Source organism: Streptomyces sp. NBC_01571 (genome assembly GCF_026339875.1).
Lineage (GTDB): Bacteria > Actinomycetota > Actinomycetes > Streptomycetales > Streptomycetaceae > Streptomyces.
On the sequence record NZ_JAPEPZ010000001.1, the window covers coordinates 1,054,906 to 1,068,303 of the forward strand.

A 13,398-nucleotide genomic window follows, 5' to 3' on the forward strand; every position below is an offset into this window, starting at 1 on the left:
TCAGTACTGTCGAGACAACTGCCGCCCACCAAACGCCCCTTCGGAATGTCCTGATCCCTGGTCAACCCACAGACGCGGTGGTCGACGGACTCGGTAGGCTCCCCGCATGGTCGAGGACACGGGGCTGCCGCACGTCACTTCCGATTCGGACGATCAAGGCTGGGCGGCCACGCGTGCGTGGGTCGAGAAGCAGTTGCACGAAGGGGAGCGGGTCGAGGCTGCTGAGAGACTGCGCGGTGGCTGGACTTCGGAGATGCGTCGCCTCCACATCTCCGGGACTGGCGGCAGACGGCAGCTGGTGCTCCGGTCCTTCGTCAAACCCTTCTACCTGCGAGCCGCGCACGGCCTCCTCACACGCGAAGCGCAGGTCCTCACGCTGCTGCGGACCACCGATGTGCCCGCGGCCACCGTCCGGGCCGTCGACGCGACCGGAGAGCACTGCGACCACCCGTCGCTGCTGATGTCGATGCTGCCCGGCGGTGTCCGGCTGGAACAGGACCGGGCCGAGACGCGTGCCGCGCTCCTTGCCCGGCAATTGGTGACGATCCACCGGACACAGATCACCGAGCGGACGCGCCCCCGTTCCTACCAGGCATGGACCTCTCCCGAACGCGTCCGTCCGCCGGCTGCCCCCGACCGTCCGGAGCTGTGGGAACGCGCGGTCGACGTCATTCGGCAAGACCCGCCGGACTACGAGGGGTGCTTCCTGCACCGGGACTTTCACCCCGGTAACGTGCTGTTCAGCGGGCACGGTGAGGACCTTCGCATCAGCGGCGTCGTGGACTGGGTCGAGACGTCCTGGGGCCCGGCCGATCTGGATGTCGCCCACTGCTCCACCGCGCTCGCCCTCCTTCACGGCCCCGACATCGGCATGACGTTCGCCGACCTCTACGTCGCCGCAGGCGGCAAGTTGAGCAACGAGCCGGCCGCTCACCTGTACTGGAGACTGCTGGACGCCCTGGCCTTCGCGCCGGACGCCGAGAAGGTCGCCGGTCCCTGGAACGAGTTGGGGCGCACCGACCTCACTCCCCCGGCTCTCACCGGACGTCTGGAGGGTTACCTCGAGGCGCTGCTCCGACGCTACGGCTGATTACCTCGTGATGGAGAGGGGTCACCGACGAGAGGGGGGTGAACGGCGTCGACGGCGAGTGTTGTGGAGGTGTCACGGTCCGTCCGCCGTTTTCGCGGCGGACGGGTGACCGGTCCTCGTCGTCCTCAGTCCTCGGCGACCCGGATGATGCTCCGGCCCGGGACGTGCCTCCCGGGGGCGAAGGTGGCGGCTGCCTCGGTCAGTGGGCGCACCTCACCGATCCGCACGTCGAGTCTTCCGTCGCGGAGCCGCTGCGCGAGGTCCGTGAGGCGTGTGCGGTCGGGTTCCACGACGAAGAAGATCGCCCGCCCGTTCTCGGGCCGGACGGAAGGAGGCTGGGCGATCGTGACGAGGGTGCCGCCGTCGCGTACGAGTGCGGCCGAGCGGTCGAGGATGTCACCGCCGATCACGTCGAACACCACGTCGACCTGGCCGGCGTCCCGCAGCGTGTCGGTCTCGAGGTCCAGGAACGCATGCGCGCCCAGCGCGAGGACGGTCTCCCGGGCGGCGGACCGGCCGGTGCCGATGACACGGGCGCCCGCCTCGTGTGCGAGCTGCACCGCGATGGAACCGACACCGCCCGCGGCACCGTGGATCAGGACGGTCTGGCCGGTCGTGAGGCGCGCGTGGTCGAACAGACCCTGCCAGGCGGTCAGTCCGGAGATCGGCAGCGCGGCCGCCGCCGTGTGCTCGATGTCGGCGGGCAGGGGGGCGAGGTTGCGGGCCTCGACGGCCACGTACTCGGCCAGCGAGCCGTTGCGGGTCCAGTCGGTCAGTCCGAAGACCCGCTGGCCGACGGTGAGGCCGGTGGTTCCGTATCCGAGCTCTGCCACGACACCCGAGACCTCGTGTCCGGGCACGCTCGGAGTGCGGTCGCGGCCGGCGCGATCGGACCAGGTCGCGGGCCAGTCGAGCTCTCCGCGGGTGAATCCCGCGGCATGCACCCGCAGGATGACATCGTTCTCGGCGGCATGGGGATAGGGCAGGTCCGTCAGGGCCAGCCCACTGGCGGCGGCGTCGCGGTCTCGAACGGCGATGGCTTTCATCAATGTTCCCTTCTGGCTTCAGCGCTGGTTTCGGCGCCGGCTGCTGTGCCGGTTTCGACCCTGGTGTCGGTGAGCAGGCGTGTGTCGATCACGTCAGCGGATCTTTCCCCGTAGGCCGTCGCCCTTTGCTCGTGACCGAGGCGTGGTGGACGCCCGTACCGGCGGGTGCGACGACGGGTGCGGCCGGTCGATCCCTGGTCGTGCGGCCGGCCGCTCGCGGTCGCCGTCTTCTCGACGGTGGCGAGCGTCAGCACCGTGAAGGCGGTACCGCGTCCGGGACGATGTCGGTCGCGGCCTGGGCGCATCGGTGTCATCGGTCTGCTCCCGGCTTCTTCGAATTCACTTCGGCCAGGGCGCATCCATGATCCGCTCGACCATGGTCGTGCGGTGGAAACCGGGGACGAAGTGTTCCAGCACGTCCGCATTGATGGTCCCGTATGTGGTGTCGGGACGATTCCTGAGTCCGTCGACGAATGCCTGCAGGAATTCCTTCTTGAATTCTCCGCGCGGATGGGCGGCGACGATCTCCTCCACCTGGCCGCCGTCCAGTCCGTCCAGCCCCCAGCCCACCGCGTCGGTGAGGACGCCGTAGGTCATGGCAGCCGTCTCCGGGCCCATGCGGCCGGGAATTCCCGGCGTCGTGTGCAGCGCGATCGTCGTCCAGACGACCTCGGCCGCGCCGGCCGGGAACCCGCGGTCGAGCAGGAACTTGCGCGCGTGGTCGGCGCCGTCGAGTTCGAAACGCTGCTCCTCGTCCGAGAACGGGGTCAACAGGCCCGTGTCGTGAAACATCGCGGAGATGTACAGCAGTTCCGGATCAGGATTGAGGCCGAGCTTCCGCGCGTGAAGGGAACCGAAGAGGAAGACACGCCGGGAGTGATGAAAGATGAGCGGCCCTGTCGTTTCCCGGAGGAAATCGGTGGCCTCCGCCACTGCCGCGGTCTCGGGAATTTCCACCTCTGCGATGATGTCGTTCATGATGTCCACGCTTTCCGATGTGGCGGGTGACGAGTAGACGGTGCTTCCGCCATCCACCATGCCGACCACATGACCGCGGCCGCCGCATCGGGACGGCCATGAACCACTCGAACCCAGACACCTGAGGAACGGGACCGTGAGCCTCGCCCCGCACCGAGTCGTGATCCTCGTCTACGACGGGGTCAAACTGCTGGACGTCGCCGGCCCCGCAGAAGTGTTCGCGGAAGCGAATCGACTGGGTACCGACTACCGCATCGCCCTGCTGTCGACGACCGGTGCCGACGTCGCCTCGTCGATCGGCATCCGCATCGCGGTCGACGGCAGCCCCACCTCCGAGCCTGCCCCCGACACGTTCGTGATGCCAGGCGGGGACATCTATCCGAGAACACCCGTCACCCGCGATCTGGTCGAGGCCGCGGCGGATCTGGCGGTCCGGTCCGGGCGGGTGGCGTCCGTCTGCTCGGGGGCGTTCGTCCTCGGTGCCGCCGGCCTCCTGGACGGCAAACGTGCGACCACCCACTGGAAGGTCGCGGGGGAACTCGCCGCCCGGTACCCGAAGACCCGCGTCGAACCCGACTCCATCTACGTCCGCGACGGCACCACGTACACCTCCGCGGGTGTCAGCGCCGGAATCGACCTGGCGCTGGCACTCGTCGAGGAGGACCACGGGCCGGACCTGAGCCGGGACGTCGCTCGCGCCCTGGTGGTCTATCTGCAACGAGCCGGTGGCCAGTCACAGTTCTCCGCTCCCCTTCAGGGCCCGCCGCCCCGGTCACCGGCCCTTCGCAGCGTCGTCGACCTGGTGATGGGGGATCCCGGCGGGAACCACTCCCTCGACGAACTCGCCAAGCACCTCAACCTCAGCTCCCGCCACCTGACACGGCTGTTCCGGGAGGAGATGTCCACGACACCGGCCCGGTACGTCGAGTCGATCCGGTTCGACATCGCGAAGGCCCTGCTCGACCAGGGGCACACCGCGACACAGGCGGCGGCGCTGGCCGGATTTCCCAGTTACGAGAGTCTCCGGCGGGTCTTCGCCCGGGAGTTGTCCATCAGCCCGGCGGCCTACCAGCGCCGCTTCGGCACCGCCCGCCGCGCATAGATCTCCCCCACGAAACGGTCCCTCCGAGCCGGCCGGATCCGGGCAGCACCCGGTGGGCCCGGATCCGGAGTGTGTGTCCCGGGTGTTCCGGCACCTCGGTGGGTTCGGGGGAGGGCGAGGAGACGACGGCCGGACAGCCGGCGGCTCAGGGGGCAGCGCGCGCCCGGTGCGCTGACCTAAGGTCCCCTTCATGACTTCGTTCCGTCCCGCCCCCGGCTGGCTGGCCGACGCCGTCTTCTACCAGATCTACCCGCAGTCCTTCGCCGACTCGAACGGCGACGGCATCGGTGACTTCGACGGGATCACCGAGCGCCTCGACCACCTCGCGTGGCTGGGCGTCAACACCGTGTGGCTCAACCCCTGCTTCGTGTCGCCGTTCCGCGACGCCGGTTACGACGTCTCCGACTACCTGGCCGTGGCCCCCCGTTACGGCTCCGCCGACGACCTCGCCGCGCTGGTGGACGAGGCGGGCCGGCGCGGCATCCGGGTCCTGCTGGACCTGGTGGCCGGTCACACCTCCGACGAGCACCCGTGGTTCACGGCCGCCGCCGACGACCCGGCCGACGACCGCTACATCTGGGCGCCCGAGGGCCGCCCGGACGGTTTCGTCCCCTCCCCCGGCACCCGCCCCGGCGCGTATCTCCCCAACTTCTTCGCCTTCCAGCCCGCCCTCAACTTCGGGTACGCGCGCGGGAATCCGGCGGAGCCGTGGCGCGGCCCGGTGGACGCCGAGGGCCCGCGCGCCAACCGGGCGGCCCTGCGCACGGTCATGGATCACTGGCTGGGCCTCGGCCTGTCCGGCTTCCGTGTCGACATGGCCGCGTCACTCGTCAAGGACGACCCCGGAAGGCGCGAGACCGCCGCCGTCTGGAGGGAGTTGCGCCACTGGATGGACGGCGCGCATCCGGACGCGGTGCTGCTCTCGGAGTGGGGCGAGCCGGAGGTCTCCGTTCCCGCGGGCTTCCACGCCGACTTCTTCCTGCAGTTCGGCGGCGACACCGACGGTCTCGCACTGCGGTCGCTGTGGAGCAACGGCGCGGGGACGGTCAACGAGGCATGGGACCCGCTCGACTGCTTCTTCGACCCGAGCGGCCTGGGCTCGCCCGAGCCCTTCGTCGAAGCCTGGCGCCGGGCGTCCGGTGCGCTCGGCGCGAGCGGCTTCATCTCCCTGCCCACCGCCAACCACGACTTCTCCCGCCTCAACTGCGGTCCCCGCACGGCCGAACAGCTCCCGGTCGCCTTCGCCTTCCAGCTGACCTGGCCGACGCTCCCGGCGATCTACTACGGCGACGAGATCGGCATGCGCTACGTCCCCGATCTGCCCGACAAGGAGGGCAGTGTGCTCGGCCCGCGCTACAACCGCGCGGGCTCGCGCACCCCGATGCAGTGGGACGACGGCCCGAACGCCGGCTTCTCCACCGCTCCGGCGGACCGCCTCTACCTCCCCCTCGACCCGTCGCCGACCCGTCCCACCGTCGCCGCGCAGCGCGCCGACGAGACCTCGCTCCTGCACCTCGTACGCCGCCTCGTCGCCTTGCGCTCGGCCTCACCGGAGCTCGGCCCGGACGGCTCGGTGGAGGTGCTGCACGCCGGATACCCGTTCGTCTACCTGCGCGGCGGCCGCTATCTCGTGATCGTCAACCCGGCCCGCAGCGGCGGGAGTTGCACGATCGACGGCATCCGTGACGCCCGCCCGCTGGAGACCGCTGGTGTCCGCCTGAACGGCTCCTCCGTCACCGCCGACGGTTTCGCGTACGGGGTCTTCGAACTCGACGGGTGAGCCGTGGGCGGCCCGACCGGGCCCCGGTCACAAGGGGACCCGGTCGGGGGCGGAGCGCCTGCGCAGCGTGTCTACGCCGCTCGGCACTCCGCGAGGCGGCGTTCCAGGAAGCGCCGCTCGGCCGCGTTCTCGACCAGCTCCAGTGCCCTGGTGTACGCCTCGGCCGCCTCCGCCGTACGCCCCGTCCTGCGCAGCAGGTCCGCCCGGGTGGCGGCCAGCAGGTGGTATCCGTCCAGCTCACCCGTCCGCTCCAGCTCCGCCACCAGCTCCAGCCCCGCCGCCGGGCCGTCGGCCATGCCCACCGCCACCGCACGGTTGAGCCGCACCACCGCGGAGGGCACCAGACGCGCCAACTCCCCGTACAGCGCGGCGATGTCGGCCCAGTCCGTCTCCTCGGCCGTCGCGGCGGTGGTGTGGCAGGCGGCGATGGCGGCCTGGACCTGGTAGGGCCCCGGGCGCCCGCGGCGCAGGGCGGTCTCCAGCAGGGCGGCGCCCTCGTCGATCGCGGCCCGGTCCCACGCCGTACGGTCCTGGTCCTCCAGTGTCACCAGTTCACCGGCCGCGTCCACCCGGGTGGCCCGGCGGGAGTCGTGCAGCAGCAACAGGGCCAGCAGGCCGAGCACTTCGGGTTCGTCGGGCATGAGCCGGGCCAGCACACGGGCGAGACGGATCGCCTCCGCGCAAAGGCTCGTGCGCACCAGATCCACGCCGGACGTGGCGGCGTACCCCTCGTTGAAGAGCAGATAGACCACGCCGAGGACGCCGGTGGTGCGCTCGGGCAGCAGGTGCGCGGCCGGAACACGGTACGGGATCCCGGCGTTGAGGATCTTCCGCTTGGCCCGCACCAGCCGCTGCGCCATCGTCGCCTCGGGGACGAGGAAGGCCCGGGCGATCTCGGGCGTGGTCAGCCCCGCCAGCGTCCGCAGGGTGAGGGCCACCCGGGCCTCGATGGGCAGCGCGGGATGGCAGCAGGTGAAGAGCAGCCGCAGCCGGTCGTCCGCCACCCCGGCGTCCTCTTCGTGTTCCGGGTCGTACGGTCCGTCGTGCCGCGCCAGCACAGCCACCTCCCGCAGTTTCTCCGCGCCCACCGCCTGCCGGCGCAGCACGTCCAGGGCGCGATGGCGCGCGGTCGTGGTCAGCCAGGCGCCGGGGCGGCGCGGGACTCCGTCGCGCCGCCACCGGTCCAGGGCCTGGGCGAAGGCGTCCTGCGCGCACTCCTCGGCGAGGTCCCAGTCGCCGGTCACCCTGATCAGGGTGGCGACGACCTGGCCCCATTCCTCGCGGAAGGCCGAGGCGACCGCTCTCTCGACGTCCCCCGCTGCCGGATTCTCGTTCACTCCCAGACCGGCCGTACCTCCACCGATCCGCCGGCCAGTGCCGCCGGATGCCGGGACGCGAGCGCGATGGCCTCGTCGAGGTCGGCCACCTCGATGATGTCGATGCCCGCCACGTACTCCTTCGACTCCACGAACGGCCCGTCGCTGAGCAGGACCTCGTCGCCCTGGACGCGGACGGTGGTGGCGTCGGTGGACGGCCGCAGCCGGGCGCCGCCCTTGACCAGGTCGCGGCCGCGCACCTCCTCGATGTAGGAGGTGAAGCGGGGGTCGTCGGCGATCTCCTCGGGGCTCAGTTCCTCGCCGCCGACGGGGGTGCAGATGAACAGGACGTACTTCATGACCGGCCCTCCTCGTTCCTGGTGACGGCGGATGCGTCGCACGGGAGCGACGTGTGCTGGTGGACGATCCGCCAGCGGTCGCCGGCCAGGCGGTAGCCGGTGGTCACCCGCTCCGTGGTGTCCAGTTTCCCGCCGTCGGCGAGTGCGGCGCGCGTCCGTACGAGCGCGTGGCCGAACGCGATGCTCTCGTCGACCCGGATCCGGAGGTCGAGCACCTCGCGCCCGACCGGTCCGGCCACCGTCGTGAACCAGAGCTCCACCGCCTTGCGCAGGGCCCCGACCCCGCGCTCCTCCATGCCGCTGACGGGATGGAAGACCTCGACGTCCGGCGCGTAGCAGGCCATCGCCCGGTCGACGTCGTGGTCGCGGACGGCGGCGGTCAGTTCCGCGTCGAGCCGGCGGATCTCCCCCTCGGCGTCCTCGTCCTCCCAGAACGCGCGGACCTCCATGGCCCCGACGGACGCGACGGGGTGCTTCGCGGCCGCCTCGACGGCTTCCTCCAGGGTGGCGCACTCCAGGATGTCGTATCCGGCGACGTACTCCTTCGTCTCCGCGAACGGTCCGTCGGTGCGCAGCACCTCTCCGTCACGGACCCGTACGGTGACCGCGTCGGCGGGCAGGCGCAGGCGGTGGCCGTGCAGCCGTACGCCGCGTTCGGCGCTCAGCTCCTCCACCCAGGGTTCTACGGGGGCCATGCCGGAGGCGTCGGCGGTGTCGTCACCGCAGACCAGCAGCATGTACTTCATGGTTCCTCCCGGTGCTCAAGAGCTTCCTACACCCCACCGACGAACGGGAGCGCGCCGAATCGACACGCCTCGCACATCTTTCGTGGACGGCGGGCGGGACACGTCGTCCGGCGGGGAGGCTCCCGATCAGCCGTGGCAGGAACGCGCGGTCAGCCGCGAGGGGTTCCGAGCCGCACCGGAAGCGCCCGGACGCTGTTGCCGACGAAGCTGGAGTGGCGGACGAGCGCGGCCTCGGGCAGGGCCGGTTCGAGATCGGGGAAGCGGGCGAACAGCCGCTCCAGCGCGATCGTCGCCTCCATGCGCGCGAGCGGGGCGCCGAGGCAGTAGTGGGCGCCGTGCCCGAGGGAGAGATGGCGGACGGCGTCGGGCCGGGCCGGCCGGGTGACGTCGAAGAGGTCGGCGTCCGGACCGTGCGCCGCGGGGTCCCGTCCCGCCGCCGAGTACCCGGCGAGCACCGGAGTGCCCCGGGGGATCACCGTCCCGTCGACCGTGAGGTCCCGGACCGGATAGCGGAAGGGGAAGTAGCTGACGGGCGCGTCCCAGCGCAGTGTCTCCTCGACCACGTCCGCCCAGCTCACCTCGCCCTCGAGGACCATCCGCAGCTGATCCCGGTGACCGCACAGCGCCCGTACGGCATTGGTGAGGAGATTGAGCGTGGTCTCGTGCCCGGCGATGATCATCAGCACCAGGGTGCCGATGAGTTCCTCCTGGCTGAGCCGGTCGCCGTCCTCGTCGCGGGCCGCGATCAGCGCGCTGGTGAGGTCGTCGCCCGGCCGCTCGCCCCGGGCGGCGGCCACGGCCGTCAGCACGGCCACCAGGTCACGGTTGGCCGCGAGTGCCTTCTCGGGACCGATGTCCGTGGCGACGACCTGGTTCGACAGATGGTGCAGTCGTTCGCGGTGCTCGGCGTCGACCCCGAGCAGTTCGCCGATGACCCCCATCGGCAGTGGCATCGCGTAGTGCCGCCGTAGATCGGCCACACCGCCGTCCCGACCGGCCGCCCGGTCCAGGCCGTCCAGCAGCTCCGCCGTCAACTGCTCGACCCGGGGCCGGAGTTCCTCCACCCGGCGTGCGGTGAACGCCTTGCTCACCAGTGACCGCAGCCGCCGGTGGTCGTCGCCGTCCGCGGTCGTCATCCCCCGCACGGTGGCGAAGGTCGCCAGCGGCCAGCCCGGCGCGATCCGGCCCTCCCACAGCGCGGTGAAGTGCGCGGCTCCCTTGGCGACTTCGGAGTGCGAGAGGAAGTCCCTCAAGGCCTCGTGGCCGAGCACCGCCATGCCTTCCACTCCGCCGGGCAGCACGACCGCCGCGACGGTGCCCCGCTCCAGGAGCCGCGCGTTGTCGGCGTGCGGGCAGCCGCCGGCCGGGTCCATACGGTGCGGCGTGCGGGGCGAGGTGTCCACCGGTTCTCCTGACCACGACGGGGGGACGGATGCCACACGAGGTGCGGTTCCGCGCAGATCGTACGGTCAACGGGGGTCATTCGAAGGCCCGTTGGGCCGTTTCTTCCGGCCATCGTGCCGCGCCTCGCCCCGGGTGCCGGACCGTTCCCGCCGAACAGCCGGCGTCCGGCCGAGGCCCGCGCCTTCGCCCACGGACGGTTCCGCCGTCGCGGCGTTCCTCCCACCGTCCGCCGTCCGCGCGCGGTTGGATGGGTCCATGACCGACGAGCCCATGCCCGACGCGCACACCCGGATGATGCGGGCCAACCAGGCCAACTGGGACGCGCGGACCCCCGTCCACGTCGCCAGCCGCTTCTACGGACTGCACGAGAGGCTCGACCCCGCCCGCTGGTTCGCCGCCTTCGAATGGGAGGACCTCGGCGAGCTGTCCGGCAGCGATCTGCTCCATCTCCAGTGCCACCTGGGCACCGAGACGATCGCCTTCGCCGCGCGGGGCGCACGCGCCGTGGGGCTCGACATCTCCGAGGCCTCCGTGACGGCCGCGGCCGGCATCGCCGCCCGGGCGGGCGCGGACGTCGCATACGTACGGGCCAACGTGTACGACGCCGTCGAGGCCCTGGAGGGGCGGCGGTTCGACGTGATCTACACCGGCAAGGGCGCCCTGTGCTACCTGCCCGACCTGGACCGCTGGGCAGCGGTGATCTCCCGACTGCTGCGCCCGGAGGGGCGGTTGTACATCGCCGAGTTCCACCCGCTGCTCAACTCGCTGGGCCCCAAGCCGGCCCCGGGCGACGACGGCCGACTGCTGCTGCGCCACGACTACCTGAGCGGCCGCGACGCCGTGCACCGGGACGCCACGTACACCTACACCGATGGACCCGCCGTGCAGGGTTCGACCGACAGCTACGAGTGGATGCACGGCCTGGGCGACGTCGTCAACGCGCTGATCGGGGCTGGGTTCGGTATCCGGCGGCTGCGGGAGAGCGACGAACTGCCCTGGCCGCGCTGGCCGCAGATGACCCGTACGCCGTCCGGCTGGTGGCGGCTGCCGGAGAGCGAGCCGCGCATCCCGCTGCTCTACGGCCTGCTCGCCGGACACCGGAACGCGGGCTGATGTGCGCCTAGGCGCACTGAGGCGGAGCTCACAGCGACATCCGGCCGTCAGGTGATATAGTGCGTACAGCACTTGTGTACGCCCCCTCCCGGGCGCCGGTGCCGATCTTCCTTCTTCTCGCTGACCCGCCCGTCGCGTCCGACCGGCCGTCAGCTTCCTCGTATCACCTTCCGAGTACGCACTGGCGTGGCTCCTCAGGTGATCTCCCCCGCCGTACGGAGGCGTGACCACGCCGCCTCCCCCGGCACCCCCTCTCTCCCTTCCTCATGACCTCATGAACCCGAACCTCATGAACCCGTCCTCGAAAGGACCCCCTCTCATGACCACCACACTCGAACACCCTCCCGTACGGCAGCAACTCCCGGCCCGCACCGCCGGTGTCCTCGACATCGCCCCCAACGGCCAGGGATACCTGCGCGGCGCCGGCACCTGCCTGCCCACGTCGGCCGACGTCCAGGTGTCCGCCGCGCTGATCCGGCGTCACGGCCTGCGCAAGGGCGACACCGTCGAAGGCGTACGCGGCGGCCCCCGCGCCCTCACCGAGATCGAACGGATCAACGGCCGGGCACCCGAGGAGCTGCGCCGCCGCCCCCACTTCCGCGACCTCACCCCGCTGCACCCCCGCGACCGGCTCCGGCTGGAACACCCGGCGAGCGGTATGGCCGGACGCGTCATGGACCTCGTCTCGCCCGTCGGCAAGGGCCAGCGCGGACTGATCGTCGCCCCGCCCAAGACCGGCAAGACGGTACTGCTCCAGCAGATCGCCGCCGCCGTCGCGGGCAACCATCCCGAATGCCGTCTGATGGTCGTCCTGCTCGACGAACGACCCGAAGAGGTGACCGACATGCGGCGCTCCGTCCGGGGCGAGGTCTACGCCTCGACCTTCGACCAGACGCCGAAGCAGCACATCGCCCTTGCGGAACTCGTCGTCGAACGGGCCAAGCGGCTCGTCGAACAGGGCGAGGACGTCGTCATCCTGATGGACTCCCTCACCCGGCTGTGCCGGGCCCACAACAACGCGGCCGCCGCCGGCGGCCGCACCCTCAGCGGCGGCGTCGACGCGGCCGCGCTGCACGGCCCCAAGAAGCTCTTCGGCGCCGCGCGCCTCGCCGAGGAGGGCGGCTCGCTCACCATCTTGGCCACCGCCCTCGTCGAGACCGGTTCCCGCGCCGACGACTTCTTCTTCGAGGAGCTCAAGGGCACCGGCAACATGGAGCTCCGCCTCGACCGCCTCACGGCCTCCCGGCGGATCTTCCCGGCCGTCGACGTCACCCCGTCCGGCACCCGCCGCGAGGAACTCCTGCTGGCCTCGAACGAGTTGTCGGCCGTACGAGGGCTGCGACGCGCTCTGCAGACCCGGGACCCCCAGGCCGCCCTGGAGACCCTCCTGGAGCGGATGCGCGCCACCCCGGACAACGCGGCCTTCCTGCGTCAGGTCCAGCCCACCCTTCCCACGGCCTGACCCCCTCCCGGCCCCGTCCGCGTGCGGCATCCGGGTGCTCGATCCGCGCGCTCGGGCCCGGCGTCCCCGCGTAGAGCGACTCCGTTCCTACGTTTGCGGTATGACTATCGGATTCGCACCCTGGGCTGCCGTCTCTCGCGCCGCCGTCTCCTGCTCCGTCGTCTGCGTGGTCGGCGCGCTGGCCCTCGCCCCGAGCCCGGCCCTGGCACGCTCGGGCTCCGGCCAGAGCCCCGCTCCGGGCCTGTCCAGCCCCAAACCCTCGGTAGCGCCGTCACTCCAGGGATCCGGAACCCGGGTACTGCCACGGGCCGGGGCGCCCGCGGTCCCCGACGTCTCCGCGCTTTCGTGGCTGGTGGCCGACGCCCGGACCGGTGACGTGCTCGCGGCGCACAACGCGCATCGCGAACTCGCGCCCGCCAGCACTCTCAAGACCCTGTTCGCGCTCACCGTGCTGCCGACGCTGCCCGGCAACACCCGGCACACCGTCAAAGGCGCGGAGCTGGAGGGCATCGGTGAAGGCAGCAGCCTGGTGGGCGTCACCGCCGGGCACACCTATCGGGTCGCCGACCTGTGGCGCGGTGTCTTCCTCCACTCCGGCAACGACGCCGTGCACGTGCTGGCGGCGATGAACGGCGGCTGGACGAAGACCGCCGAACAGATGCAGGCCAAGGCCCGCGAACTGGGCGCCCGCGACACGTACGTCGTCTCGCCCGACGGCTACGACACGCCCGGTCAGGTCTCGTCGGCGTACGACCTCGCGGTCTTCGGACGGGCCGGGCTGCTCAACCCGGAGTTCGCGCAGTACTGCTCGACCGCCGAGGCCACCTTCCCCGGCACCGACTTCCCGTACCGGATCGAGAACACCAACCGGCTGCTGACCGGTGCCGACGGGGTGGAGCCGTACCCGGGGCTGCTCGGGGTCAAGAACGGCTACACCACCAAGGCGGGCAACACGCTCGTCGCCGCCGCGCGACACGGCGGCCGCACCCTCGTGGTCACGGT

General features: G+C 71.4%; 12 protein-coding genes and 1 pseudogene. 6 read left to right on the forward strand and 7 right to left on the reverse strand.

The features are described from left to right. Positions 1–106: 106 nt before the first annotated feature. Positions 107–1,090, forward strand: coding sequence for a phosphotransferase family protein (locus OHB41_RS04865; protein ID WP_266696704.1), 984 nt, complete (start codon positions 107–109; stop codon positions 1,088–1,090). 125 nt (positions 1,091–1,215) lie between these two features. Here the strand turns inward: OHB41_RS04865 and OHB41_RS04870 are convergent, their stop codons facing one another. The 3 genes from OHB41_RS04870 to OHB41_RS04880 form a co-directional block, all read right to left on the reverse strand. Next, positions 1,216–2,136, reverse strand: coding sequence for an NADP-dependent oxidoreductase (locus tag OHB41_RS04870; RefSeq protein ID WP_266696705.1), 921 nt, complete (start codon positions 2,134–2,136; stop codon positions 1,216–1,218). Beyond that, a complete protein-coding gene (locus OHB41_RS04875; RefSeq protein WP_266696706.1) occupies positions 2,136–2,390 on the reverse strand; it encodes a hypothetical protein in 255 nt (84 codons plus the stop codon). The genes OHB41_RS04870 and OHB41_RS04875 overlap by 1 nt, the downstream gene beginning before the upstream one ends. A gap of 85 nt (positions 2,391–2,475) precedes the next feature. After that, complete coding sequence (locus OHB41_RS04880; RefSeq protein ID WP_266696707.1) at positions 2,476–3,114, reverse strand: HD domain-containing protein; 639 nt, start codon at positions 3,112–3,114, stop codon at positions 2,476–2,478. A gap of 136 nt (positions 3,115–3,250) precedes the next feature. On the opposite strand from OHB41_RS04880, the gene OHB41_RS04885 reads away from it, so the two are divergent. After that, complete coding sequence (locus tag OHB41_RS04885) at positions 3,251–4,216, forward strand: GlxA family transcriptional regulator (protein WP_266696708.1); 966 nt, start codon at positions 3,251–3,253, stop codon at positions 4,214–4,216. A 190-nt stretch (positions 4,217–4,406) separates the two neighbouring features. Beyond that, a complete protein-coding gene (locus tag OHB41_RS04890; protein WP_266696709.1) occupies positions 4,407–5,996 on the forward strand; it encodes an alpha-amylase family glycosyl hydrolase in 1,590 nt (529 codons plus the stop codon). 71 nt (positions 5,997–6,067) lie between these two features. Here OHB41_RS04890 and OHB41_RS04895 read toward each other — a convergent pair whose 3' ends face one another. From OHB41_RS04895 to OHB41_RS04910, 4 genes are all read right to left on the reverse strand, one after another. Next, complete coding sequence (locus OHB41_RS04895; RefSeq protein ID WP_266696710.1) at positions 6,068–7,333, reverse strand: RNA polymerase sigma factor; 1,266 nt, start codon at positions 7,331–7,333, stop codon at positions 6,068–6,070. Beyond that, on the reverse strand, positions 7,330–7,671 hold the full coding sequence (locus tag OHB41_RS04900; RefSeq protein ID WP_266696711.1) for a YciI family protein: 342 nt from the start codon (positions 7,669–7,671) through the stop codon (positions 7,330–7,332). Before OHB41_RS04900 ends, OHB41_RS04895 begins: the two co-directional genes overlap by 4 nt. After that, entirely contained in the window at positions 7,668–8,417 is a 750-nt protein-coding gene (locus tag OHB41_RS04905; RefSeq protein WP_266696712.1) for a nuclear transport factor 2 family protein, read from the reverse strand. Before OHB41_RS04905 ends, OHB41_RS04900 begins: the two co-directional genes overlap by 4 nt. A 149-nt stretch (positions 8,418–8,566) precedes the next feature. Continuing rightward, complete coding sequence (locus OHB41_RS04910) at positions 8,567–9,820, reverse strand: cytochrome P450 family protein (RefSeq protein ID WP_266696713.1); 1,254 nt, start codon at positions 9,818–9,820, stop codon at positions 8,567–8,569. Between the two features lie 271 nt (positions 9,821–10,091). Here OHB41_RS04910 and OHB41_RS04915 point away from each other — a divergent pair, with 271 nt between their 5' ends. From OHB41_RS04915 to OHB41_RS04925, 3 genes and pseudogenes are all read left to right on the forward strand, one after another. Beyond that, complete coding sequence (locus tag OHB41_RS04915) at positions 10,092–10,934, forward strand: class I SAM-dependent methyltransferase (protein WP_266705670.1); 843 nt, start codon at positions 10,092–10,094, stop codon at positions 10,932–10,934. Positions 10,935–11,253: 319 nt separating this feature from the next. After that, entirely contained in the window at positions 11,254–12,396 is a 1,143-nt protein-coding gene (rho, locus tag OHB41_RS04920; RefSeq protein WP_266696714.1) for a transcription termination factor Rho, read from the forward strand. 100 nt (positions 12,397–12,496) lie between these two features. After that, positions 12,497–13,348 (forward strand): annotated as a pseudogene (locus OHB41_RS04925) (D-alanyl-D-alanine carboxypeptidase family protein); the annotation flags it as partial. Between the last annotated feature and the right edge of the window lie 50 nt (positions 13,349–13,398).